This window comes from Streptomyces lancefieldiae (assembly GCF_031845825.1).
Lineage (GTDB): Bacteria > Actinomycetota > Actinomycetes > Streptomycetales > Streptomycetaceae > Streptomyces > Streptomyces lancefieldiae.
Window position 1 is genome coordinate 29,867 of record NZ_JAVRFH010000017.1, and the last position, 22,783, is coordinate 52,649.

Below are 22,783 nucleotides of genomic sequence, written 5' to 3' on the forward strand. Positions count from 1 at the left end.
GTTCCCTATTGCCCATGAATTCGGCACGCATATCGAGTTGAGCGGCCGTTGACGAATGATGACAACTTACCTAGGGGAGTGAAAGCAGTGGCGAATCCGTTCGAGGACCAGGACGGCGTGTACCTGGTGCTGGTCAATGCTGAGGGACAACACTCGTTGTGGCCCGCCGCCATCACCGTGCCCAAGGGCTGGACCGTAGTGCACGGCGAAGCCGGGCGAGAGGACTGCCTGCAGTACGTGAAACGGAACTGGACGGACATGCGGCCCAAGTCCCTGGTCGAGGCGACAACCTCTTGAGGGCCCCCTCGGTATGGACCGCCGCCCGACCGGACCCGAAGAAACCATCACCTAGCCCTCGTGTCGGGACCTGAAACCAGCACGCGCGGAAAGAGACGCAATGAGCGATGTAGAGGTCTCCGACAAAAAAGGACGCCGAAGCAAACGCAGAAGGCTGCTGACTGACCGAAACTTCACCTGCCTATTGGCCGCCCGACTGGGCTCCAGCATGGCCAACGGCTTCCTGCCGGTCGCGGAGAGCTTCGGTATCCTCCACACCACTGGTTCTGCGAGTGACCTCGGCCTTGTCCTCGGAGTCCAGGCGGCGGTTTCGCTCGCCTTGTCGCTGTTTGCCGGCGTCGCGGCGGACCGCTTTCCGCGTGCCGCTTTGCTCATCGTTTCGTCGATCGTACGCCTGGCCGCGGCGGCGACCTTGGCGATAGGGCTCCTCACGGATACTGCGACCCTCGCCTGGTTCTTCGCTCTGGCCGTCGTGTATGGCGGCGCTGACGCGCTGTTCGGTCCGGCCAGCATGGCGATCATGCCGGACGTCGTTGCGAGAGAAGACCTGGACGAGGCCAATGCGCTGGTCGGCGCTTTTTCCTCGCTGGCTTGGACGGTGGCCCCTGCGGCGGCAGGACTGGTCGTGGCGGCGTACGGTTCGGGAGCCGCTTTCCTGGTGGAGAGCGTGCTGATGGCTTTCATCACTCTCTGTCTCATATTCGCCAAGATCCCCGCCCGGGGAGAAGTCGAACCGGATCACGAAGGCGGAACGCTCACGCAGCTGAAGCAAGGCTGGCGGGAGTTTCGAAAGCGCCCCTGGCTATGGCTGCTCACCTTGCAGTGGACGTTGTTCTCGCTGGTCCTGCTGGCTCCCCTCGCGGTCCTCGGCCCGTTGGTGGCCGACACCCATCTGGGCGGTCCCGCAGCTTGGGGTGTCATCGGCACCTGCATGACCATCGGTGTGCTCTGCGCGGAGTTCACCTCCGGGCGGATCAAGCCGAAGCAACCGGTGGTCTTCATAGCGTGGCTGCCACCGCTGATCGTCTTCGAGGCGTTGGCCCTCGGCTCTGGCGTGCCGACGGTGGTGGTGGCGGGTGCCGCAGTACTCTCCGGCTGCGCGATCGGCCTGCAAGGAGTGTTCTTCCAGACCCTCATGCAGCGAGCCGTACCGAGCGCGGTACTCGGCCGGGTGGCCGCCTTCGATCTGATGGCCTCGGAGATCGCCCAGCCGGTCGGCTTCGCCGTAGCCGGCCCTCTGGGCATCATGTTCGGCCTGCGCCCGGTGCTGGTGGGCTGTGCTGTGGTCGCGGTGGTGGGCACGGCACTGTTCGCCCTTGCCCTGACCAAGGTTGAGCAACCAGAGCTACAGGTGCAGAACGAACCGCACGTGCCGGACAGCGGCAGTGAGGCGACGGTCAGCTGAGCGGTACTCGACTGCGGACGAGCCTTTGACGAAGCCGGACCACCGCGGCACGAAGGAATCAGGAAGATGATCTACAAGGACAGATTGGCCATACCCGGTCCGACCCCGCTGCCCCCCGCGGTCATCGCGGCGGCGACGCATCCCATGGTCGACGAGCGCACCGTGGACTTCGCACGCATATTCACACGCATCATCGACGGGCTCAGGCATGTGCTCGGTACCGCGGGGGACGTGCTGGTCTTCACGTCAAGCACCACCGGTGCGTTCGAGAGCGGGGTGCAAAACCTCTTCAGTCCAGGGGAAAAGGTACTCGTGGTGGACAACGGTGCCTTTGGAAGGCGCTGGGTGGAGCTGTGCCGCGCTTACGGCCTCGAGACCGTCGTGCTCGACGTCGCGCCGGGTTGCGAGCCGGACCCTGCCGTTGTCGAAGCCTGTCTGGAGGCCGACTCGCAGATCGTCGCGGCGATCGTCGTGCACTGCGAGACCTCCACAGGCGTCGTCACCGACCTTGAGGCCTTCGGGCGAGCGACTCGCAACGTGCTGACGATAGTGGACTCGGCCTCCGGGGCCGGCGGCTGCGAAATGCAGGCCGACGCGTGGGGGTTGGACGTCGTGGTCGGCGGGACTCAGAAGGCGCTGATGGCGCCGCCAGGGGTCTCTTTCGTCTCGGTCAGTGAGCGCGCCTGGCGCCGGCACGCCGAGGCCAGGCACATGCGGTACTACTTCGACTGGACGATCACGCGTGACAGCCTGAACCACTCCATCCCGCGTACCCCCTGGACGCCGGCGGTCGGCGTGCTGCTCCAGTTGTCCGCGGCGCTCGAACAGGTACTCGCTGAAGGCATGGAGCGGCGCCACCGGCGGCATGCGGAGCTCGGCCGGATGGCCAGAGCGGGCTTGCGCGGCCTCGGACTCCGGCTGCTCACCCCAGAAGTGGCGCGCAACGGCATCGTGACGGCCGCGTTCACACCACCCGGAGTCGGCGCTCAATCTCTGGTCGATGCGGTGGTCGAGCACACAGGAGTCCAGCTGACCACCGGCAACGGAGAACTGGCCGACCAAGTGGTGCGGATCGGTCACTGCGGCCACGTCGACCCGCTCGACCTGGTCACCGCGCTGGCCGCACTCGAGACCGGGTTCGCAGCCCTCGGCGCCCCGGTGCTGCCGGGCAGTGGCGTCACGCCCGTGGTGAAGCTGATGGCAGAGCAGGTCGACGCCGCCGCAGGCCCCTTGGCGTCGACGTCGCCCAACCCAGAGGAGTCTGCTGCGTGAACGCCGACGTTCGATCAGCGCGAAACGACGCGCCGAGGCTCATCCCGCACCTGCTTGGGCAGCACGCAAGGGTGACGCCGCACGCCCCCGCCACCGAGGATGCCCAGCGGGCGCTGACCTACGCCGAACTCGCCGCCGAAGCCGAGAACATGGCGGCGCGCCTGGCGGAGGCGGGAGTGCTTCCCGGAGATCGCGTCGGCATCATGATGCGTCACTCCGTCGACCTGCTTGTCGCGATTCTCGGCGTGCTGCGTGCGAGAGCGGCCTACGTGCCCATCGACCCGGACTACCCCGACCAGCGCAAGAGCTTCCTCGCGGCGGACTCCGGTATCAAGATTCTCATCGTGGACGGAGCGCATGAGGGGCCGACCAGCTTGCCCGTCACGACGCTTGCGCCGGACCGAGGGCGCTTGGCTCCCCGCCCGGGTGCCCTCGCAGCCGCGCCGGACGATCTGGCCTGCGTGATCTACACCTCAGGTTCCACCGGAGCGCCCAAAGGCGTCATGATCACCCATCTCGGCCTGGCGAATCTCGCAGCCGCCGCGAGTGCCGAGTTCGGCATGGGGCCGCGTGATCGCTACCTGATGCTGGCCGCCGCCGCGTTCTCCGCCTCACTCGAGGAGCTGTTCCCCCCACTCGTGGAGGGCGGGACAAGCGTGTTCCCGGCCGACCGGGTCGCGCTCTCCCCGGTGGAGGCCCTGCTCGACTTCCTCACCGCGCGAGACGTCACGCTGCTGGAGATGCAGACCGCGCACTGGCACCTGCTGGTTCGCCACCTCGTGGACACCGCCGGGGCACTGCCCCCGTCGCTGCGCCTGGTGGTCATGGGAGGAGACCGCGCCATGCCCGAAGCCGTCCAGCATTGGAACCGCTTCCGCCTTCGGCTGGTGCACGTCTACGGGCCGACCGAGACCACTGCGACCGCGTCATACTGGAGCGTGCCGCCCGGACAAGCACCCAAGGACGGGGTGTTGTCCATGGGCGATGCCATCGCCGGAACCCGCATGTTCGTCGTCGACGAGCGGCTCGAACTCGTTCCCGCGGATGCCGAGGGCGAGCTGCTCATTGGCGGTGACTCGCTGGCACGCGGTTACCTGGGCAAACCCGACGTCACCGCCGAGCGGTTCGTCGCCGACCGCTACTCGGGGATTCCGGGGGCCAGGTTGTACCGCACCGGCGATCGGGTACGCCGTCTTCCCGACGGTCGGCTGCAATTCCTCGGTCGCAGCGACCAGCAAGTCAAGGTGCGTGGCTATCGCGTCGAACCAGGCGAGATCGAGGCTGCGCTCGGCCGGCACCCAGCGGTGCGTCAAGCCCTGGTCACGACTGGACGGGACGCGTCGGGTGAGCAGCGTCTGATCGGCTACGTGACTGTTGACCGAAACACGGTGAGCGTCGGTGAGCTGCGTTCCTTCCTCGCCGACGAACTGCCGACCCATCTGATCCCCTCAGCGCTGATCCGGCTGGACGAGTTTCCGCTGACGACGCATCGGAAGATCGACCACGCGATGCTTCCGCAGCCGCCGAAGCGTCGGCCCGACCTGCCCACCGAGTTCGTGCCGCCGGCAGGTGAGATCGAGCGGCGCATCGGCGCCACCGCGGCGGAGCTCCTGGGACTCGACGAGATCGGTGTGCTCGACAACCTGCTTGACCTGGGTGGGGATTCGCTGTTCATGTTGCGGCTGATCAGCTGGGTCCGCAAACACTTGGGCATCAGCCTCGGTCCGCGCGAGGTCTTCGACGCGTATTCGGTACGCGGAGTGGCAGCGCTGGCCGGCGCGACGGCGGACGCCACGGCGGTGGGTAAGCCGGGCAGTGGCTGGTGACCATGCCTCCCGACCTGCCAGTGGCAGTGCTTCCGCAGCCGGCGCCCGCCGATCTCATGACAGCGCTGCATGATTCAGGCGTTCGACTGTCTCCGCCGGCCCGGGCTCAGGGCTTGATCTGGACCGGCGAGCAGCCCTCGGTGCTGGCGGCCGCACTGGAGCGCGCGCCGTCGGTGCGCTGGGTTCAGCTGGCGAGCAGCGGCGTCGAAAGCTACCTGCCGCTCATGGATCGGCGGATCCGCTGGAGCCGGGCCGTGGGCGTCCAGTCCGAGCTGGTGGCTGAACACGCCCTCATGCTCGCGCTGACCGTGCTGCGTCAGGGCACTGCCTCCGTGAGGGCCGGTGCCTGGCTGCCGCGCCCCGCCATCGGGCTGACGAACGCCGAGGTCCTTGTGGTGGGCGGCGGCGGGGTCGCCCGGGCATTGCTCGCACTGCTGCGCCCGTTCAGGGTCCGCCCCAAGGTGGTGTGCCGCAGCGGCGCCCCGATGGCGGGCGCCGAGGTCGGCACGCCCGATCGCCTCGACGAATGGCTGCCCGAGGCCCGTGTGGTCTTCCTCGCGGCGCCGCTGACCGCGGAGACGGCCGGGCTGATCGACGCGGTCAGACTCAGGTCCATGCGTCGGGACGCGTGCCTGGTGAACGTGGCGCGCGGCGGGCTCGTCATCACAGATGACCTCGTTCGTGCGCTGACCTCCGGGTGGATCGCCGGCGCCGGCCTGGATGTCACCGACCCCGAGCCGCTTCCTCCGGAGCACCCGCTGTGGTCCCTTCCCACCTGTGTGATCACCGCGCACTGCGCGGGCGATCTGGACCACGCACTCGGACCCTTCGTCGACCTGGTCCGGCGCAACATTCGTCGACTGGCGAACGGCCTCGAGCCGATCGGCCTGGTCGACCAGGAACTCGGTTACTAGCCGACTGTCAGGAAGAGCGGATCACGATGACCGAGTCAACCACTACTCCGAAGGCCACGCACCTGACCGGAGCACCCATGGGCACCCGACAGACCGAGAGGATCTCCCTCCTGCAGGAGCAGATCTGGATTGCCGAACAACTCGCCCCGGGCCGCAGCGTTTACGGAATACCGATGGTGATCCGACTGCGTGGCGCGTTGGACACGGAACTCGCCGCGCGCTGCGTGACCGAGATCGTGCGTCGGCATGAGGTGCTGCGCTCCCGGGTGGGCGAGGAAAACGGTGAACTGTACCTCGTCACAGATCCGCCGCATCCCTTCGAGCTGCCTGTGTTCGACTTTCGCTCCCGGCCCGACGAGTGGCGTGTGTTCGTCGAGACCGCCGCTCGCGAGCCCTTCGACCTCGCGCACGGCCCGCTGCTGCGGGCTGCTGCGCTACGACTTGAGGAGGACGCCTACGCGTTCTTCCTCAACATGCACCACATCGTTGCGGACGGCTGGTCGCTGCGTCTGTTCTGGACCGAGTTCGCCGCGCTCTACACCGCATGGCACGCGGGCGATGAGCCCGACCTGCCTGACCTCACCCTGCAGTACCGCGACTTCGCGGCCGAACAGCGGCGCCTCACCGAGGACGGCGGGTACGGCGACGCGCTCGACGCGTGGGCCCGGGAACTGGCCGGTGCGACGACGACCCTTGCACTGCCGGTCGATCACAGTTCAGGAGCGTCCCGGGACTACCGGGGGGATGAGTTCACGACAGTGGTGCCGGAGCAGCTTCGGGTCGATACCTACGTATGCGCCAAGCGGCTCGGGGTCACGCCCTTCGCGATGCTCGGCGGTGTCTGGGGCGTGCTGCTGGCCCGCTACACCCGTCAGGACGACCTGCTGATCGGAACGCCTCTGGCCGGCCGGACCCGGTCCGAGTACCAGTCGCTCATCGGGCTGTTCGCCAACACCATGCCGTTGCGACTGCGGCTGGACGCGGACGTGTCCTTCGCCTCCCTGGTCCGCGAACTCCAGCTGAGTACTTTCGACGCGCTCTCCTCACAAGACGTGCCTTTCACCGAGCTTGTCAAACGGGTCGACTCCCAACGCACCTCGCATGAGACCCCGCTCTTCCAGACGGCGTACTCCTTCGAGCAGTCCACGGAGTTCGAGGCCACGCTGCCGGGCTGCGCGGTGACGGAGCTATACGAGTTGTCCAATGGCGGGGCCCGGCTCCGTCTCGGTCTGGGCGCTGTGGACGCGCTGGGGGAGCTGAGCCTTCAGTTTGAATACGACAGTGCGCTGTTCGACCCGGGCACCATCGAGGCAATGGCCGAGAGCTTCCTGGCGCTGCTCGGCGAGGCCGTGTCCCACCCAGAGTTCCCGCTGGGAGCGCTTCGCACGTCGACCGACGCCGCGCCCGATTGGGAGCTCACCGGCCGGCCCGTGCCGGGGGACGAGCCGGCCACCCTGCACGCGCTGTTCGAGCGACGGGTCCGACAGAGCCCAGATGTGCCGGCGATCGAGCGTGAAGACGGTACTCCAGTCAGTTACGCACAGCTCAACAGCCAGGCCAACCGGCTCGCGCGGCATCTGCGTCAGCTGGGTCTTCGCACGGGCGAGCGGGTGGCGCTCGCCTTGCCCCATGGCTCCTCCTGGCCGTCCGCCGTGCTCGCCGTGCTGAAGGCGGGCGGGGCCTACGTCCCGGTGGCTCCGGACGCGCCCGGCAGCCGCAAGGCCCATGTCCTCGCCGAGACCGCGCCCCGCCTGGTGCTCACGGTCGTGGACCTTGCCGAGGACTTTGCCGGGGCCCACCACGTGCTCGCCCTCGACGATCCGGCGGTTGTTTCCTCGATCGAGGCCCAGTCCGGTGAAGATCTCGAGGACATCGCTGTGCCAGGCCGTCAGGTCGCGTACGTCCCGTTCACCTCCGGCTCGACGGGCGTGCCCAAGGGCACCCTCGTCACCCATGTCAACCTGACTGCGTTCACCCGTGCCGCGGTGGACACATTCGGATTGGGCCCGGAAGACAGGATGCTGCAGCTCGCCGCGATGACCTTCGACGTACATGTCGAGGAGCTCTTCCCCACCTGGCTGGCCGGTGGCTGCGTCGTCTTCTTCGATGGCGTGCTCGGCCGGACCAGCCCGGAAGAAATGCTGCACCTCCTCGGAGAGCGCGAGATCACTCTATGTGAGCTCCCCACCGCTTACTGGATCGAAGTAGTGCGCCTGATCGACCCGTCTGTTGTCCCCATTCCGCAAACCTTGCGGCGCGTGCTGGTCGGCGGCGAACGCGCGCCGATCGAGGTCTACCAGCGCTGGTTGGCCTTCGGGATTCCGCTCACCAATGTCTATGGGCTCACCGAAACGGCGGTGACCAGCACGACCTACCAGCCTGGTGCTGACTTCGACCGCGAGGCGCTGCCGATCGGACGCCCCATGCCGCACGCCGCCGTCTACGTGCTCGACGCCTTGCTCGCACCGGTTGGACGCGGCGTGCCAGGGGAGATCTACCTGGCCGGCCCCGGCGTCTGTGACGGCTTGCTCAACCGGCCCGAGCAGACCGCCGAGCGCTTCTTGGCGGACCCCTTCGCGGCCGAGCCGGGCGCACGTATGTATCGCACCGGCGACCAAGGCCGATGGACCACCGAAGGTGACCTCGAATTCCTCGGCCGCGTGGACCGTCAGCTCAAACTGCGCGGCCACCGGGTCGAGCTCGCCGAGATCGAATCGGTACTCGACGGCCATCCGGACGTGGAGCGCAGCCTGGTCGTGCCTCGGCGCACCGAGGCCGATCCAGCGGCCGAGCTCGAGCTGATCGCGTTCCTGATCGGTGCGTACGCCGACGAGGCAACAGTCGCGGCGTACGTTCGTACCCAGCTTCCCCCACACCTGGTTCCGGCTCACATCTCAGTAGTTGAACGGTTCCCGCTCACCTCGCACGGCAAGGTCGACCAAGCAGCCTTGCTCGCGCTGCAGAGCCGCGAGCGTGTCGCCCCCGAGGAAGCGCAGGGCGGCGAGCTCGAAGTCAAGGTCGCGGAGGTCTACTGTGAGGTGCTCAAAGTACCGACGATCGACCTGCGGACGGACATCTTTGCGCTGGGTTTCCACTCTCTGGCCGCGCTGCGGCTCGTTTCCCGCCTCAAGAGTGTGTTCACGGTGCAAGTCCCGATTGCCGAGTTCTTCGTGGACTCCTCGGTCACCAACGCCGCCCGACTGATCGTGGCGGCGGGGGCCGACCAACCAGTCGGCTGACTGCGCCATCGGCGCATACGGACCGAGCAAGAGGGCCATACCGGCCCGAGCTCGGCGACATACTGCGGTCATGAGTGGAGAGGATTCGACACGGCTGGCGAGAGCCCTCATCGAGTTCCGTGAGGCCGAAGGCATCTCGGAACGTGAACTCGCGCGCCGCACCTGGCTGAGTGAGGCAAGGGACTCCAGCGGAGCGGTGCCGCGTGCAGAGGAAGACACCGCCCGGCCGTCCTGGTGGGCACCGCCTGCCGTACACCGGAACCGGCACCAGGGGGCGTGACGAGAGGAGAGTGCGGCGTATGTCCCTGACGAGGCCGGACTGGTTCAGCGATCTCGTGGCCTGGTGGTCTCCTGCGGCCGGCGAGGCCGTGGCCCGGCATGTGGAGCCGGTGGGCATCGGCGGCAGTGAACGCCTGCACGTGCGCTGCTCAAGCCCCGCGTGGCGCACCACTGGACCGGCTGGTTGCCGCCGTGCTGGCCGAGCGCGTCAACGAGGTCCTCGCCTCCGGGCGCAGGTCACGGGCATCGTCGTCCAGGCCGTCATCCACGAGGTGCCGCAGATCATCCGGGACCGGTGGTCGACATGGTCGGCGCTGATCTCGCCGGCCAGGTGCATCCGGTCATGCTCGGCCGTCAGGGGCGGGAACCGTGCACCCTGGCGTCATCGCCCGAGGCCCGAGACGAGGCGGTGAGGCGCGCGCCGAAGACTCTGGCCCGTATCCGCGAGCTGATCGGCGAGGAGTTCACCGACATGGAGCACATCGAGATCGAGCTGTAGGCCGGCTCCCGCACAAGCGCCTCGTCCCCGGCGTCTGAGCCGGAGCACGTTAGTTGTCATACAGGCAGGCTTGCTGTCACCGTTGGTTTCGACCAGGCAGCGGTTGCGGTGGGCATGTCGGTGGTCGGTCGTCGCCGTCTCCGGAGCGAAGAACGGCAGGCCGGCCAACGGGTGCCCGGCGAATCCGGCAACCACCGCGGCGGGGATACCGGGGCAGGGCCACTTCAACTTCTCGCCCCAGTCCGCCCCGGCGGGCGCTGCCGAGCGTCACAGCGCCGGATACGCCCTAGCCGGACACGGGTGTCAGCTGCTCATCCGCCCACTCGGCGAAGGTGGTGACCGGGATGCCCAACTCTCGGGCAAACTCGGGCCGGGCGGGCTGGAGGACCGCGTTGTTCCACTCGTGTCCGGCTCCCCACGTCGGCATGCCCGCGTCGAGGGCCTCTTCCAGGCTCATGGAGGGTGCGGTCACGGCCACGCCCCAGGCGGCGGACAAGGTCTGCGCGATCTGCTCCATCGTGCGCAGGTCACCGGCCAGTTCCAGTTCCACCTGGTGGAACCGGTCAGGGTCTCGAAGAGCGTGCGCCGCAGCCGTGCCGATGTCCCGCACGGCCACCAGGGCCAGTTCGGTCTCCGGCTTCAGTACCGTCAGCAGTCCGCCGCGCGGCCCCCTCGGCGCCAGCAGGGGCAGGTTCTCCATGAAGAAGGCGGGCTTGATCACCGTCCAGCGGGCAAAGCCCGCACCACGCACCACCTCCATGATCGCCTGCTTGGTGTGGAAGTAGTCCGCCATCGCCGCCCAGCGGCCCTCGGCCCAGCCGGCGACCCGGGTGTGCTCACCGACTCCACTGGTCGAGGACTGCACGAACTGCCGTACTCCCTCAGCCTTCGCCGCGTCCACCAGGTTGGTGGCCTGGGCGAGCTCGCCCGCGAAGTCCACGCCGGTCTCGGTCATCGGCGGCATCTGCACCGAGAACACCGCGCGGACCCCCTCGACCGCTGGGCCGAGGGAGGCCCGGTCGGAAAGATCCCCCCGCACCAGCTCGGCGCCCAGCGCCTCGATCGCCTGGGCGGGCTTCGACCGCGGATCGCGTACGAGTGCACGTACGGGCACCTCGGCGGCCAGGAGTGCGCGGGCCGTGGCCCCGCCTTGCCGGCCGGTGGCTCCGGTGACGAGGACGGTATCGCTGTTGATGGGCATGGTTGCTGTTCCTCACGGACCGGAGAAAGAAAACGGCGGGGCCCGCCGCTTTGTCTGCCGCTAAGATATGGCGGGGCCCGCCGTTTAGCAATGAGGAGATCATGACCGGTCAGCGCTCGGACGCCCGACGCAACTACCAGCGCATCCTCGCCGTCGCCGAAGCCGAGGTCGCCGCGCACGGCGCCGAGGCATCCCAGGAGCAGATCGCCCGCACCGCAGGCGTCGGTTCGGCGACCGTGCGCCGTCACTTCCCCACCCGCCGCGCCCTGCTCGAAGCCGTCTTCCAGGAGCGTATCGAGGGCCTGTGCGAGCGCGCCCACCGGCTGAGTGCGACCGAGGACGGCCGCACCGCACTCCTGGAGTGGCTCCACGCCCTCGTCCTCTACGCCGTCTCAGCCCGCGGATTCGCCAACACCCTCAGCTACGAGCCCCCCACCGAGGACCCCTCCCCGCAGTCCTGTGGCAACAGAATGGCAGCGGCCGGAACTCCCCTGCTCCAGCGGGCCATTCGCGACAAGGCGGTTGCGCCGCACGTCACCTTTCACGACCTGCTGACCCTCGCCGTCGGCATCGCCCTGGCCACCGAGCACCACAAGGATCCCGAGACCCAGGCCGACCGCCTCTTCCGCCTCGCTGTGGAAGGGCTCAGCCCTGAGCACGGCATCGCTGGGGTATCCGGGAACTCAGGATCTTCGGTACAGGTGACAGAAAGTCTGCCGAACGGGCGGTTGTGACAAGTGGGATGCCTGATCGGTGACAACCAACGTGCCTCGGCCGGTCCTCTCCGCCAGCTCATCCGGCGTCGCCGGTGACAACTCCTGAGCTTCGGCTCAGCGTTGAAGCTGCCGGGGGCAAGGCGTTTCGCATCCTACGGAGGGAACATCATCGTCTGCTGGCTGGCGCCTGGCTGCCCTACCGGTAGAGCGTGCAGGGGTTTGGGACATCGGGCCAACAACCCGGCCTCTTGCCGGGTGGCCCTGGCTGCGGGTTTTGCGGCGGAAGGAATCGAGCGTCAGAAACTGGAGTACGACGGCAGGCGTTGTGACGACGCCGTGGACCGGGCCGCCACGAGCAGCCACAGCCAGGTGCCGGCCGACGATGTGGTTGGTCCGCATCAGTCGGGTGACGCGCTTGCGGCTGATCCTCCGTCCCCTTGCACGTAGCTCGGCATGGACGCGCGGAGCGCCGTAGGCGCCATGGTGCTCGGCGTGGATGGCACGGATCTCGCTCACGGACGCTTCTCTTCGGCCTGGCGCTCGGCGCGGGCCTGCGCACGTCAGCAGCAGGGCCGGTCCACGGCCTGGGTGCTCTCCTCGCGCAGCACGGCCGCCACCACCGACCGGGTCGCCACGTCCAGGGCGATGGTGAGTTCCGGGCACACCGGCCTTGCGTACTCGCTGATGGCCATGACCTCCAGCCGGGTGGTGACGACCCTGCACCAGCTCACCCAGCCGCAGCGCCACCGTCGGTGTGAAGGCCCAACCGGTGTGGTGGTGGCGGCGCGGGCCGGCCGGCCCGGATGCTCCAGCAGGTCGGCCAGGACCCGTACCAGCCGGTTGAACGGCACCGGCACCGGCACTGGCACCGGCAGCGCCACCGCGCCCGGCTGCCCGTGGGTGTCGGCCAGAAACTGCCCGGTCACTTCCCGCAGCCCCTTCAGGGTGCCCGTGGAGCGGCCGCCGGCGGCGCAGCGCCTCCAGTACCGCGGCCACCACCCGCCCATCGGCCCCGCCTGGCGCACTCGACGGATTACGCCTCCGAACCAGGCCCATGACACCGCCCGCGTGGTAGCGGTGCCGGCGCTGACCCAGGCCTGAGGCCGCCGACGCCGAGGGCCGCCGCCCGACCGGCAACCCCCGCCTCGTGCACCTGCCTCCCACCTGTTACCGCTTCTTCTGCGATCGAGGGGGAGCTGCACCAGCTCCTGCCCTCGCCGACGGGCTGCCGCCGGTACGAAGCCGGTCACCGCCGCCGGCGTCCGGCCTCAGGGATGGGCGGTCGGCGAGGTGTCCGATTGCTGTCGCGCATGCGTGCCGGTCGTCAGGTGCTGCCAGAGTACGTCGGCGACCCCCTCCGTCTGGTCCGACACGAAGAAGTGACCGCCGGAGAAGATCCTCAGTGCGAAGCTGCCCGTGGTGTGGTCCTGCCAGGCCCGGGCCTCCTCCACCGTGGTCTTGGGGTCGGCGTCGCCGGTCAGCGCGACGACGGGGCAGCTGACGGTGGCGCTCCGCGCGGCGCGGTAGGTGCCGATCGCCTTGTAGTCCGCGCGCAGGGACGACAGGAAGAGTCCGACGACGTCCTCGTCGTCCAATACGTGTGGTGCGGTGCCGTTCAGCGCGCGGATGTCCCGTAGCAGGGCGTCGTCTCCTTGCAGATGCAGATTGTCCGCACGGTACAGGGAGGGCGCCTGGTGGCCGGAGACAAACAGGGCCGTCGGCGTGACGCCTGCCTGCCGTTCCAGCCGCCGGGCCACCTCGAAGGCGACGCACGCCCCCATGCTGTGACCGAACAGCGCGAGCGGGCGTTCGGTCCCCAGTGCCTCGGTGAGTGCCGCGGTGGACCGGTCGGCCAGCTCCACCAGGTCCTCGATGGCCGGTTCGCGATGTCTGTCCTGCCGACCCGGATACTGCACGGCCACCACGTCCAGCCGCTCGGACAGCGCCTGGGACAAACCGTAGAAGGAGGTGGCCGAGCCGCCGGCGTGCGCAAAGCACACCAGCGTGGCGGCTTCGGGTGCATGCGGGGCCGGCTTCGAAGCCGGGTGGAAGCGGCGGATCCAGAGGGTGTCTGTGTCAGTGGAGGTCACGTCGCGGTCCTCTACGTCTGAGCGTCGGGGTGTGCTGTGGATGTGGCGTGGCGGCACCGGTCGAGCTCCGCGGCGGGTCCCGGAGTACGTCGCGGACCTGGTGGACGGACAGGCCGGTGCGGACTTCCGGGGCGGGCCGCCCGTGCCGTGGCCGTCCGGCCGTTCGACGAGGAGTGTCCGGACGGGCGGCGCGCCGTCCCGCCGGCTGCGGCCGCTGCCCGCCCTCTGAACCGCGGCGACCGCGCCAACTCGTTGCCGAGCCCTTCCACTCGCCCGGACGCTATCGGCCGGTGAGCAGGCCCTCGGTCACCAGTCGCATGGTGTCCGGTTCGTTTCTGTGATCCGGTATGAGGTGCAGGCGCTGTATGTCAGGGTCCGTCGGGGAGCCGTGCCCCGACGCGCACGCGCACGGGTCGGTGGTGAATCCCGCAAAGCGGTAGGCGATCTCCATCATCCGGTTGCGTTCGGTGGGCCGGAAGTCCGCGACGAGATGTACCCCCGCCTCGAAGGCCCGGTCGATCAGCCAGTTGAGGAGCACGGCGCCGGCCCCGAACGACACTACCCGGCAGGACGTGGCCAGCAGCTTGAGGTGCCAGAACCCGGCGTTCCGGGCGAGCAGCAGTACTCCCACCGCTCCGTGCGGACCGAACCGGTCCGCCATGCTGATCACCAGGACGTCGTGCGCGGGGTCGGCACACAGCTCGCGCAGTACGGAGTCGGAGTAGTGCACACCGGTCGCGTTCATCTGGCTGGTGCGCAGGGTCAGTTCCTCCACCCTCGCCAGGTCGTCCGGGCCGGCCGCGGTGATCCGCATGATCAGTTCCAGTGAGCGCAGGAAGTCCTCGTCCGGGCCGGTGAAGACCGACCGCTCGGCCGTCCGCCGGAAGTTGGCCTGGTACATGTGGCGCCGCTGACGGGAGTCCTCGGTGACCGAGGACGGCGTGAACTCGGGCAGGCCGGGCAGATCGAGTACTTGTTCGTGCGAATAGCAGCGCACCTCGGGCAGATGGAAGGCGACCTCCGCGCGTTCCGCGGGCTGGTCGTCGACGAAGGCCACGGCCGTGTGCGCGAAACGCAGTTCCTCCGCGATCCGGCGTACCGACTCGGACTTGGGTCCCCAGCCGATCTCCGGCAGGAGGAAGTACTCGGCGACACCGAGCCGTTCCAGCTCCCGCCAGGTCGGGGCGTGGTCGTTCTTGCTGGCCACCGACTGGAGGATGCCGCGCGAGTCGAGGGTGACGATCACCTCGCGCACCGCGTCCGGCAGCCGGATGTCGTCCCCTTCGAGGAGGGTTCCGCGCCACAGGGTGTTGTCCAGGTCCCAGACAAGGCACTTCACCGGTACGGTCTGGTCAGCCACGATTCCTCCCCGCGGTGGCCATCGCGTGCTGGGCCAGCACGATCTGGCAGATCTCGGTGGTCCCCTCGATGATTTCCATGAGCTTGGCGTCCCGGTAGGCGCGCGCCACCGGTGTGCCGTCCTGTGCGGCGCGGGAGGCCAGCAACTGCACGGCCGATGCCGCCCCCCGGGCCGCGTTGCCCGAGCTGACGTGCTTGGCGAGCACGGCCTGCGCGGCCAGCTCGGGATCTCCCGAGTCCCAGCATCCGCTGGCGTGCTCACAGGTCCTGGTCGCCACCTGTTCGGCGACCAGGAGTTCGGCGAGACGCCTGGCCACCAACTGGTGCTCGGCGAGCGGTTTGCCGAACTGTGAGCGTGACCTCGCGTGCGCGGTCGACTCGCGCAGACAGGCGCGCAGGATGCCGACGCACCCCCAGGCCACCGACATCCGACCGTACGTCAGCGCCGTGGTGACCACCATCCCCAGCGCCTGCCCGCCGCCGCCCAGCACCGCGCCCGCCGGCAGCCTGACCGAGTCGAGACGGACATCGGCGTGACCGGCGGCCCGGCAGCCGACCGGGTCCGGAACGCGCTCCACATGGACACCTTGTGCGGTGGCGGGTACGACGACCACCGCCGCGTCCGTCCCGAACCGGCCGACGACCACGATCAGATCGGCGTACGCACCCGCCGTGACCCAGACCTTCCGGCCCGTCACCACGACCTCGTCACCGTCCGGTTCGATACGGGTCTCGATGGCGGACAGGTCACTGCCCGCGCCGGGCTCGCTGAAGGCCATGGCCGCGAGACCGCCGCTCGTCAGCTCCGTCAGGTAGGAACGCCGCTGCTCGGAGGTGCCCAACCGGGCGATGGCCCAGGCCGCCATCCCCTGCGAGGTCTGTACACTGCGTACCGAACTGCACAAGCTGCCGGTGTGCGCGGTGAGTTCGCCGTTGGCCAGGCTGCTCAGACCGAGCCCGCCGTACTCCGCGGACACCTGCGCGCACAGCGCCCCCCGGCCGCCCAGCTCACGCAGCACCGTGCGGGGCAGCTCGCCGGCCAGGTCCCAGGCGTCGGCCCGGTCGCCGACGAGATCACCGACCAGCGCCCGGACGTCGGCGAGGTGGTCATCCACGGTCGTCACCGTCTCGCAACCCCCGCACCAGCGTCGCCATCGACCTGATGGTCCGGAAGTTGGCCAGTCGCAGGTCGTTGCCCAGGATCGACACCTCGAACGTCTTCTCCAGATGGACCACCAGCTCCATCGCGAACATTGAGCTGACCAGACCGGACTCGAACAGGTCCTGCTCGACCGACACCTCGGTCTTCAGCCTGTCCGCCAGGTACGACCTCAAGGTCTCCTCGATGGCCGAGTCCGTACCCGGTCCCTGGTGCTTCGTCATGAGAGTGCCTCCCTGTAGTCGTAGAAGCCGCGCCCCGACTTCTGGCCAAGGTGCCCGTCGTGGACCTTGGCCAGAAGTTGTTCGCACGGTCGGTAGCGTTGTTCACCGGTACGCTCGTACAGCGCCGCCAGTGAATCGACGAGGTTGTCGAGGCCGATCAGATCGGCGGTGCGCAGTGGTCCGGTCCGGTGCCCGAGACAGCCCACCATCAGCCTGTCGACATCCTCCGCCGTGGCCACGTCCTCGTCGACCAGGCGCGCGGCATCGTTGAGCATCGGGTGCAGCAGCCTGCTGGTGACGAACCCGGGGGAGTCGCGTACCACGACGGCCCGGCGGTTCAGCGCGGCCAGCAGCTCGGTCACCGCTGTCACCGTGGCCTCGTCCGTGCGTCGACCCCGAATCACCTCGACCAGGTCGATGAGGTAAGCCGGGTTCATGAAGTGCGTGCCGATCAGCTGCTGGGGCCGGGGCAGCGGATCGGCGAGCGTGTCGATCGGGATGCCCGATGTGTTGGAGATCAGGGGGGTGTCGGCGTCCACGATGCCGGCGACATCGGTGAGGACCCCGACCTTGGTGGCCTCGTGCTCGACGACGGCCTCGACGACGGCGCGCGCACCGGCCAGCGCGCTCGACGATGTGGTGGTGACGAGCCGACCCGGCGCGCGACCGGAAGGCAGCGCGTCCATCATCCGGGCGTGCCGCAGCTGGATTTCGATCGTGCGCTCGGCCCGGTCCAGCTCGGCCTGTCCGACATCGAGAAGGACGACCGGCAGCCCGCTGCCCAATACGGTCGTCGCGATGGCCGTGCCCATGACACCCGCACCGATTACGGCAACCGGGCATTGTTGGTGATCAGTCGCCATGTGCGCCTCCGTAAAGCCGCTTTATTACGGGTCGATACCGATGCACGCTATCGCCTTCGATGACGGAAAAGGCAGAGCAAGGTGAGTGAGGTGGCTCACACCGAACTGGCGGCAATGGTTTGCCTTCTCGTCCGGATTTTGTTGATTGACGTGGCGACGGATCGTCTGCAAACTCTTGTGGAAGGGGCGGTGCCGGCCATCGGTCCGGACTCGTTCTACGCCGTTCACCTGCGAAAATGCCCTTCAAGGGCAATGGAATCCAGTTGGGTTGCCCTTTTTTCGAGAGAGGCTGCCCTTTTCGTCGGAAGTGGCTGCCCTTTTGTGCAGAGGGCGGCCGGCCGGGTCGTGCTCCTCGCGCAGAATATGCGCTGTGACCTGCCCTGTGCAAAAGACATGCTCGTTCGTGTGTTGGAGGGCTCGGATGGTGGGCAACGATAAACTCCTCGACTATCTCAAACGGGTCACCACGGAACTCGACCTGACTACCGAACGCCTTCGGGTGAGCGAGGAACGCCTGCGCGAGCCGATCGCCATCATCGGGATGGGTTGCCGTTTCCCCGGTGGGGCGGACTCACCGGAAGAGCTGTGGCGAGTGGTGACGGAGGGCCGGGACGTCGTGTCAGAGTTTCCGGCCGACCGCGGCTGGCCGCTCGAGTCACAGAACACCGCCGAGCCCGGTGAGCCCACGACGGTCCCCGTCCGCCGCGGTGGGTTCCTGGCCGGCGCCGACGAGTTCGACGCCGGTTTTTTCGGCATCGCACCGCGCGAGGCGCTTGCCACGGATCCGCAGCAGCGACTGCTGCTGGAGATCGCCTGGGAGACCTTCGAACGAGCGGGTATCGACCCCGAGTCGCTGCGGGGCAGCCGCACCGGGGTGTTCGCCGGGATGATGGGTTCCGACTACGCCCTTTCCGCCGTCCCCGTGCCGACCGACCTCACCGGGCACCTCATCACCGGAGCCTCGGCCAGTGTCGTCTCGGGACGCGTCTCCTACACCTTCGGTCTGCGCGGCCCCTCGATGACCGTGGACACCGCCTGTTCCTCCTCACTGGTCGCTCTGCACCTGGCGGCACATTCCCTGCGCTCGGGCGAGTGCGACCTGGCCCTGGTCGGCGGAGTGTCGGTGATGTCCACTCCGACCATCTTCTCCGCGTTCGCCCAGCACGGCGGCCTGGCACCGGACGGGCGCTGCAAGTCCTACGCCGCCGCGGCCGACGGAACCGGCTGGAGCGAGGGGGCCGGCGCGCTGCTGGTGGAACGGCTCTCGGATGCGCGGCGCAACGGACACCGGGTACTGGCCGTCGTGCGCGGCTCCTCGGTCAACTCCGACGGCGCGTCCAACGGCCTCACCGCCCCGAACGGGACGGCGCAGCAACAGGTCATCGAGGCGGCGGTGGCCGCGGCCGGACTCGCCCTGGACGACATCGACACGGTGGAGGGGCACGGCACCGGCACCAGGCTCGGCGACCCCGTCGAGGCACGCACGCTGCTGGCCACGTACGGCCGGGACCGGCCGGCCGATCGGCCGCTGTGGCTCGGGTCGGTCAAGTCGAACCTCGGCCACACACAGGCGGCGGCGGGCGTGGCCGGCGTGATCAAGACGGTGCTCGCGATGCGGCACGGGGTGCTGCCGGGCACCCTGCACGTGGACGAGCCCAGCGACCAGGTGGACTGGTCCGGCGGTGCGGTCCGGCTGCTCACCGCTCCACAGCCGTGGCCGGAGACGGACCGGCCGCGGCGGGCGGGCGTTTCGTCGTTCGGAGTGAGCGGCACCAACGCCCATGTCGTACTCGAAGAGGCGCCGCGGACGACCGTACGGGAACAGGCGCCGTCGGCGGACCTGCCCGAGCAGACACCGACGACTGCCCTGTCCGGACAGGCGTTACCGGACTCCGGTCCCGGACGGGCGCACGCCCCCGCCGTGCGACGCCGTACACCGGACGTCGTCGTGCCCTGGATGATCTCGGCCCGCTCGTCGGACGGGCTGCGCGCCCAGGCCGAGCGGCTGCGCGCGCACGTGCTCGCACACGACCCGCGCCCGGCCGACATCGGTTACTCGCTGGCGGTGACCCGCACGGCCCACGATCACCGTGCTGTCGTCATCGGGAACGACCGGACGTCCCTCCTGGAGAGTCTGGGCGCGGTGGCCGAGGAGTCCGGGCACGGCGTTCGCCTCATCCGGGGACGCCGGGCGCAGGCGGCACGGCGGCCGGTCCTGGTCTTCCCCGGCCAGGGCACGGAGTGGGACGGGATGGCTCGCGAACTGCTGGACACGGAACCGGTGTTCGCCGCCCGGATGGCCGAGTGCGCGACCGCGGTCGGCGCATACGTCGACTGGTCGCTGCTCGACGTGGTACGCGGCGCCGACGGCGCGCCGGGACTCGACCGGGCGGATGTCCTCCAGCCGGTGCTGTTCGCGACCATGGTGTCGCTGGCGAGCCTGTGGCTGTCGTACGGGGTGAGGCCTGCCGCCGTGGTCGGACACTCCCAGGGCGAGATCGCGGCCGCCTGCGTGTCTGGGGCGCTGTCCTTACCGGACGCGGCGCGTGTGGTAGCCCTGCGCAGTAGGTTGCTACGGCGGCTGCGCGGCCGCGGCGGAATGCTCTCCACGGTGGCGTCGGCCGACGAGACGGCACAGCTGCTGAAGCCGTGGCACGAGCGCCTGTGGATCGCGGCGGTCAACGGGCCGGCAGCCGTGACGGTCTCCGGCGACGCCGACGCCCTCGACGAGTTCGAGCGCGAGCTCTCCCGCCGGGGCATGCTGCGCTGGCGGGTCCCGGGCGTGGATTTCGCCGCGCACTCGGGCCACGTCGACCTGCTCCGGGACGAGATCGAGGAGTCCCTCGCGGACATCGCACCGCGCGCTACGCCCGAGATCTCCTTCTACTCCACGGTCACCGGCAGCCGGCAGGACACATCGGGTCTCGACGCCGGCTACTGGTTCCGCAACCTGCGCCGACCCGTCAGGCTGGACACCACCGTACGCGCGCTGCTCGACGCGGGAAACGGCCTGTTCGTGGAGGTCGGCCCGCAGCCCGTGCTGACCATGGGCATACAGGACCTGATCGACGAGTCGGGCCGGGACGCCGCGGTGGTCGGCACGCTGCGGCGCGGCCACGGCGGCCGGGAGCAGTTCCTGTCCGCCGTCGCCGAGGTCCATGTGCGCGGGGGCGACGTCGACTGGCGCGCCGCCTTCGCCGACGCCGAGGTCGTCGACCTGCCCACCTACGCCTTCCAGCGCAAGCGCTACTGGCTGGCCGACGAGAGCGGACGCGAGGAGAGCGCGCCCGCGGCACTGACGACGGACGTGGCGGCCCGGCCGTTCTGGGACCCCGTGGACCGTGGCGACCTGCCCGCGCTGACCCGGCTGCTCGGTGTCACGGGTGACACCCCGCTGAAGGCGGCGCTGCCCGCCATCACCGCCTGGCGCCGGCAGGCACAGGAGCAGGCCGCTGTGGACTCCTGGCGGTACCGGATCACGTGGACGCCACTGGCGCCGACCGGGACACGGACCCCACAGGGCACCTGGGTGGTCGTCCTACCGGAGGCGCACGAGCAGGACGAACGGGTCCAAGCCGTGCTCGCCCGTCTGGCGGGCGGCGGCGCCGAGGTCAGGACGGTGACACTGTCACCGTACGACGCACGGCGCCGACGGATCAGCGAACCGCTGCGGAACGCACTCGGCGGCCCCCAGCCGGTCGCCGGCGTGGTGTCACTGCTGGCCCTGGCCGAGGAACCCCACCCCGACCACCCCGCGCTCCACACCGGCGTGGCGTTGACGCTGGCCCTTGTGCAGGCCATGACGGCGGAGGCCAGGAGCACGGCGAAACTGTGGTGCCTGACCTGGGGCGCGACATCCGCCACCGATCGGGCGCCCAGCCCCGCGCAGGCGCAGATCTGGGGCCTGGGACTCGCGGTCGCACAGGAACACCCGAGGCTGTGGGCGGGCCTGGTCGATCTGCCCGCCGCGTCCGAACCCGCCGCCGAGGCTCGGCTGACCGCAGTCCTGGCCGGAGGGACCGGTGAGGACCAGATCGCCCTGACCGCGGCGGGCGCGACGGCCCGCAGACTGGTCAGGGCCGGTGCCTCGGAGCGCGAGGGCGAGCCGTGGCGGCCACGCGACACCGTCCTGGTCACCGGCGGCACCGGCGCGCTGGGCTCACATGTGGCCCGGTGGGCGGCTCGCAACGGCGCCCGGCACATGGTGCTGCTGAGCCGCAGGGGCGCCGAGGCGCCGGGTGCCGCCGAACTGGCCGCCGAACTGGCCGAGTCCGGCGCCACCGTCGCGTTCGAAGCCTGTGACACGGCCGATCTCGCCGGGCTCGCCGAGGTCCTCGCCAGGATTCCCGAGGAGGCACCACTGCGCGCGGTGGTGCACTGCGCCGCCGTGAGCGGCGACCACATGCCGGTCTCGGAGACGACGGTCGCGCAGTTCGCCGAGGTGGTGACCGGCAAGGCGATGGGCGCGGCCCACCTGGACGCCCTGCTCGCCGACACCCCACTGGACGCCTTCGTCCTGATGGCATCGCTCTCCGGCGTACTGGGCGGGGGCGGCCACTGCGCATACAGCGCGGCCAACGCCCACCTCGACGCCCTGGCGGAACGGCGCCGGGCCGCCGGACGCCCGGCCACGTCGATCGCCTGGGGGAGCTGGACCGAGACCGGTCTGTCGGACACCCCGGACGAACTGCGGGAGCTGTTCCACCGGCTCGGGGTGAGGGCCATGTCCCCCGGCCCGGCGATCACCGCGCTGCGCCGAGCCATCGCGGACGGCACGCCGACGTCGGTGGTGGCGGACCTGGACTGGCCGCTGTTCATCCCCGCGTTCACGGCCCTGCGGCCGAGCCCGCTCGTCGCGGATTTCGCCGACGGCCTCCGCGCCGACGACCCGGACCGGGCGGCTCCGCTGCGGGAACGGCTGGCCGCGCACTCCCCGGCCGAACAGGAGGACATCCTGCTCGACCTGGTGCGCGAACGAGCCGCCGGCGTGTTGCGCCAGCCGGAACCGGAAGCGGTCGAGACCGACCGCAGTTTCCGCGGCCTGGGCTTCGACTCGCTGATGTCCGTCGAACTGCGCAACCGCCTCAACGCCGCCACCGGACTGCGCCTGCCGACCACCGTGGTCTTCGAGCACCCGACCCCGCAGGACCTCGCCCGCCGACTGCACTCCGAACTCGCGCAGACGGACGACGCCGGACTGCCGCTCGCCACCTTCGCCGAACTGGACCGCCTGGAAGCGGGTCTGAACACCACCGCTTTCACCGCCGAGGCGCGGGCCCGGGTCACCGTCCGCCTGACCGCACTGGTGGCGAACTGGACCGCCGCCGCCCCGGGTGGCGAGGCGGCCGACGTGATCCCGGACGGCGCCGACGACGAGGAGATGTTCCGGTACCTGAACGACAACTTCGGCATCTCCTGACAGCACCACCGGGCCGACGTA

Annotated in this window: 17 protein-coding genes and 2 pseudogenes; 11 read left to right on the forward strand and 8 right to left on the reverse strand. The window is 69.4% G+C overall.

Annotated features, from left to right (window positions below; translation table 11 throughout):
* Positions 1–87: 87 nt before the first annotated feature.
* The 8 genes and pseudogenes from RM812_RS18675 (at position 88) to RM812_RS18705 (ending at position 9,731) form a co-directional block, all read left to right on the forward strand.
* Positions 88–297, forward strand: a complete 210-nt coding sequence (locus RM812_RS18675; protein ID WP_311573797.1) for an MbtH family protein — start codon at positions 88–90, stop codon at positions 295–297.
* Between the two features lie 100 nt (positions 298–397).
* Complete coding sequence (locus tag RM812_RS18680) at positions 398–1,702, forward strand: MFS transporter (protein WP_311573798.1); 1,305 nt, start codon at positions 398–400, stop codon at positions 1,700–1,702.
* Between the two features lie 66 nt (positions 1,703–1,768).
* Positions 1,769–2,974, forward strand: coding sequence for a pyridoxal-phosphate-dependent aminotransferase family protein (locus RM812_RS18685; RefSeq protein WP_311573800.1), 1,206 nt, complete (start codon positions 1,769–1,771; stop codon positions 2,972–2,974).
* Entirely contained in the window at positions 2,971–4,800 is a 1,830-nt protein-coding gene (locus tag RM812_RS18690) for a non-ribosomal peptide synthetase (protein WP_311573802.1), read from the forward strand. Before RM812_RS18685 ends, RM812_RS18690 begins: the two co-directional genes overlap by 4 nt.
* A gap of 2 nt (positions 4,801–4,802) precedes the next feature.
* On the forward strand, positions 4,803–5,714 hold the full coding sequence (locus RM812_RS18695; RefSeq protein ID WP_311573803.1) for an NAD(P)-dependent oxidoreductase: 912 nt from the start codon (positions 4,803–4,805) through the stop codon (positions 5,712–5,714).
* A 77-nt stretch (positions 5,715–5,791) separates the two neighbouring features.
* On the forward strand, positions 5,792–8,953 hold the full coding sequence (locus RM812_RS18700; protein ID WP_311573805.1) for a non-ribosomal peptide synthetase: 3,162 nt from the start codon (positions 5,792–5,794) through the stop codon (positions 8,951–8,953).
* A 299-nt stretch (positions 8,954–9,252) separates the two neighbouring features.
* Positions 9,253–9,390: pseudogene (locus tag RM812_RS43085) on the forward strand (hypothetical protein); the annotation flags it as partial.
* Positions 9,391–9,527: 137 nt separating this feature from the next.
* Positions 9,528–9,731 carry a hypothetical protein gene (locus tag RM812_RS18705; RefSeq protein ID WP_311573807.1) on the forward strand — a complete coding sequence of 68 codons (204 nt, stop codon included), beginning with the start codon at positions 9,528–9,530 and terminating at the stop codon, positions 9,729–9,731.
* Between the two features lie 286 nt (positions 9,732–10,017).
* Here the strand turns inward: RM812_RS18705 and RM812_RS18710 are convergent, their stop codons facing one another.
* Entirely contained in the window at positions 10,018–10,932 is a 915-nt protein-coding gene (locus tag RM812_RS18710; protein ID WP_311573808.1) for an NmrA/HSCARG family protein, read from the reverse strand.
* A gap of 101 nt (positions 10,933–11,033) precedes the next feature.
* Between RM812_RS18710 and RM812_RS18715 the strand changes: the two genes are divergently transcribed.
* A complete protein-coding gene (locus tag RM812_RS18715) occupies positions 11,034–11,666 on the forward strand; it encodes a TetR/AcrR family transcriptional regulator (RefSeq protein ID WP_311573810.1) in 633 nt (210 codons plus the stop codon).
* 333 nt (positions 11,667–11,999) lie between these two features.
* Here the strand turns inward: RM812_RS18715 and RM812_RS18725 are convergent.
* The 7 genes and pseudogenes from RM812_RS18725 to RM812_RS18755 all read right to left on the reverse strand — a co-directional run.
* Positions 12,000–12,199, reverse strand: a pseudogene (locus tag RM812_RS18725) (IS3 family transposase); the annotation flags it as partial.
* Between the two features lie 9 nt (positions 12,200–12,208).
* Positions 12,209–12,574 (reverse strand): hypothetical protein, encoded by a 366-nt coding sequence (locus RM812_RS18730; protein ID WP_311573811.1) that lies wholly within the window; start codon positions 12,572–12,574, stop codon positions 12,209–12,211.
* A 342-nt stretch (positions 12,575–12,916) separates the two neighbouring features.
* Positions 12,917–13,738, reverse strand: coding sequence for a thioesterase II family protein (locus RM812_RS18735; RefSeq protein ID WP_311573813.1), 822 nt, complete (start codon positions 13,736–13,738; stop codon positions 12,917–12,919).
* Between the two features lie 280 nt (positions 13,739–14,018).
* Positions 14,019–15,098, reverse strand: coding sequence for an HAD-IIIC family phosphatase (locus RM812_RS18740; RefSeq protein ID WP_311573815.1), 1,080 nt, complete (start codon positions 15,096–15,098; stop codon positions 14,019–14,021).
* The gene (locus RM812_RS18745; protein ID WP_311573816.1) at positions 15,091–16,212 is read right to left on the reverse strand and encodes an acyl-CoA dehydrogenase family protein; all 1,122 of its coding nucleotides are present in this window, start codon (positions 16,210–16,212) and stop codon (positions 15,091–15,093) included. The genes RM812_RS18740 and RM812_RS18745 overlap by 8 nt, the downstream gene beginning before the upstream one ends.
* Positions 16,205–16,480, reverse strand: a complete 276-nt coding sequence (locus RM812_RS18750; RefSeq protein ID WP_311573817.1) for an acyl carrier protein — start codon at positions 16,478–16,480, stop codon at positions 16,205–16,207. The genes RM812_RS18745 and RM812_RS18750 overlap by 8 nt, the downstream gene beginning before the upstream one ends.
* Complete coding sequence (locus tag RM812_RS18755; RefSeq protein WP_311573819.1) at positions 16,477–17,343, reverse strand: 3-hydroxyacyl-CoA dehydrogenase family protein; 867 nt, start codon at positions 17,341–17,343, stop codon at positions 16,477–16,479. Before RM812_RS18755 ends, RM812_RS18750 begins: the two co-directional genes overlap by 4 nt.
* A 90-nt stretch (positions 17,344–17,433) precedes the next feature.
* Between RM812_RS18755 and RM812_RS18760 the strand changes: the two genes are divergently transcribed.
* A complete protein-coding gene (locus RM812_RS18760; protein WP_311573821.1) occupies positions 17,434–17,781 on the forward strand; it encodes a hypothetical protein in 348 nt (115 codons plus the stop codon).
* On the forward strand, positions 17,765–22,762 hold the full coding sequence (locus RM812_RS18765) for a type I polyketide synthase (protein WP_311573823.1): 4,998 nt from the start codon (positions 17,765–17,767) through the stop codon (positions 22,760–22,762). Before RM812_RS18760 ends, RM812_RS18765 begins: the two co-directional genes overlap by 17 nt.
* The last annotated feature ends 21 nt before the right edge of the window (positions 22,763–22,783 follow it).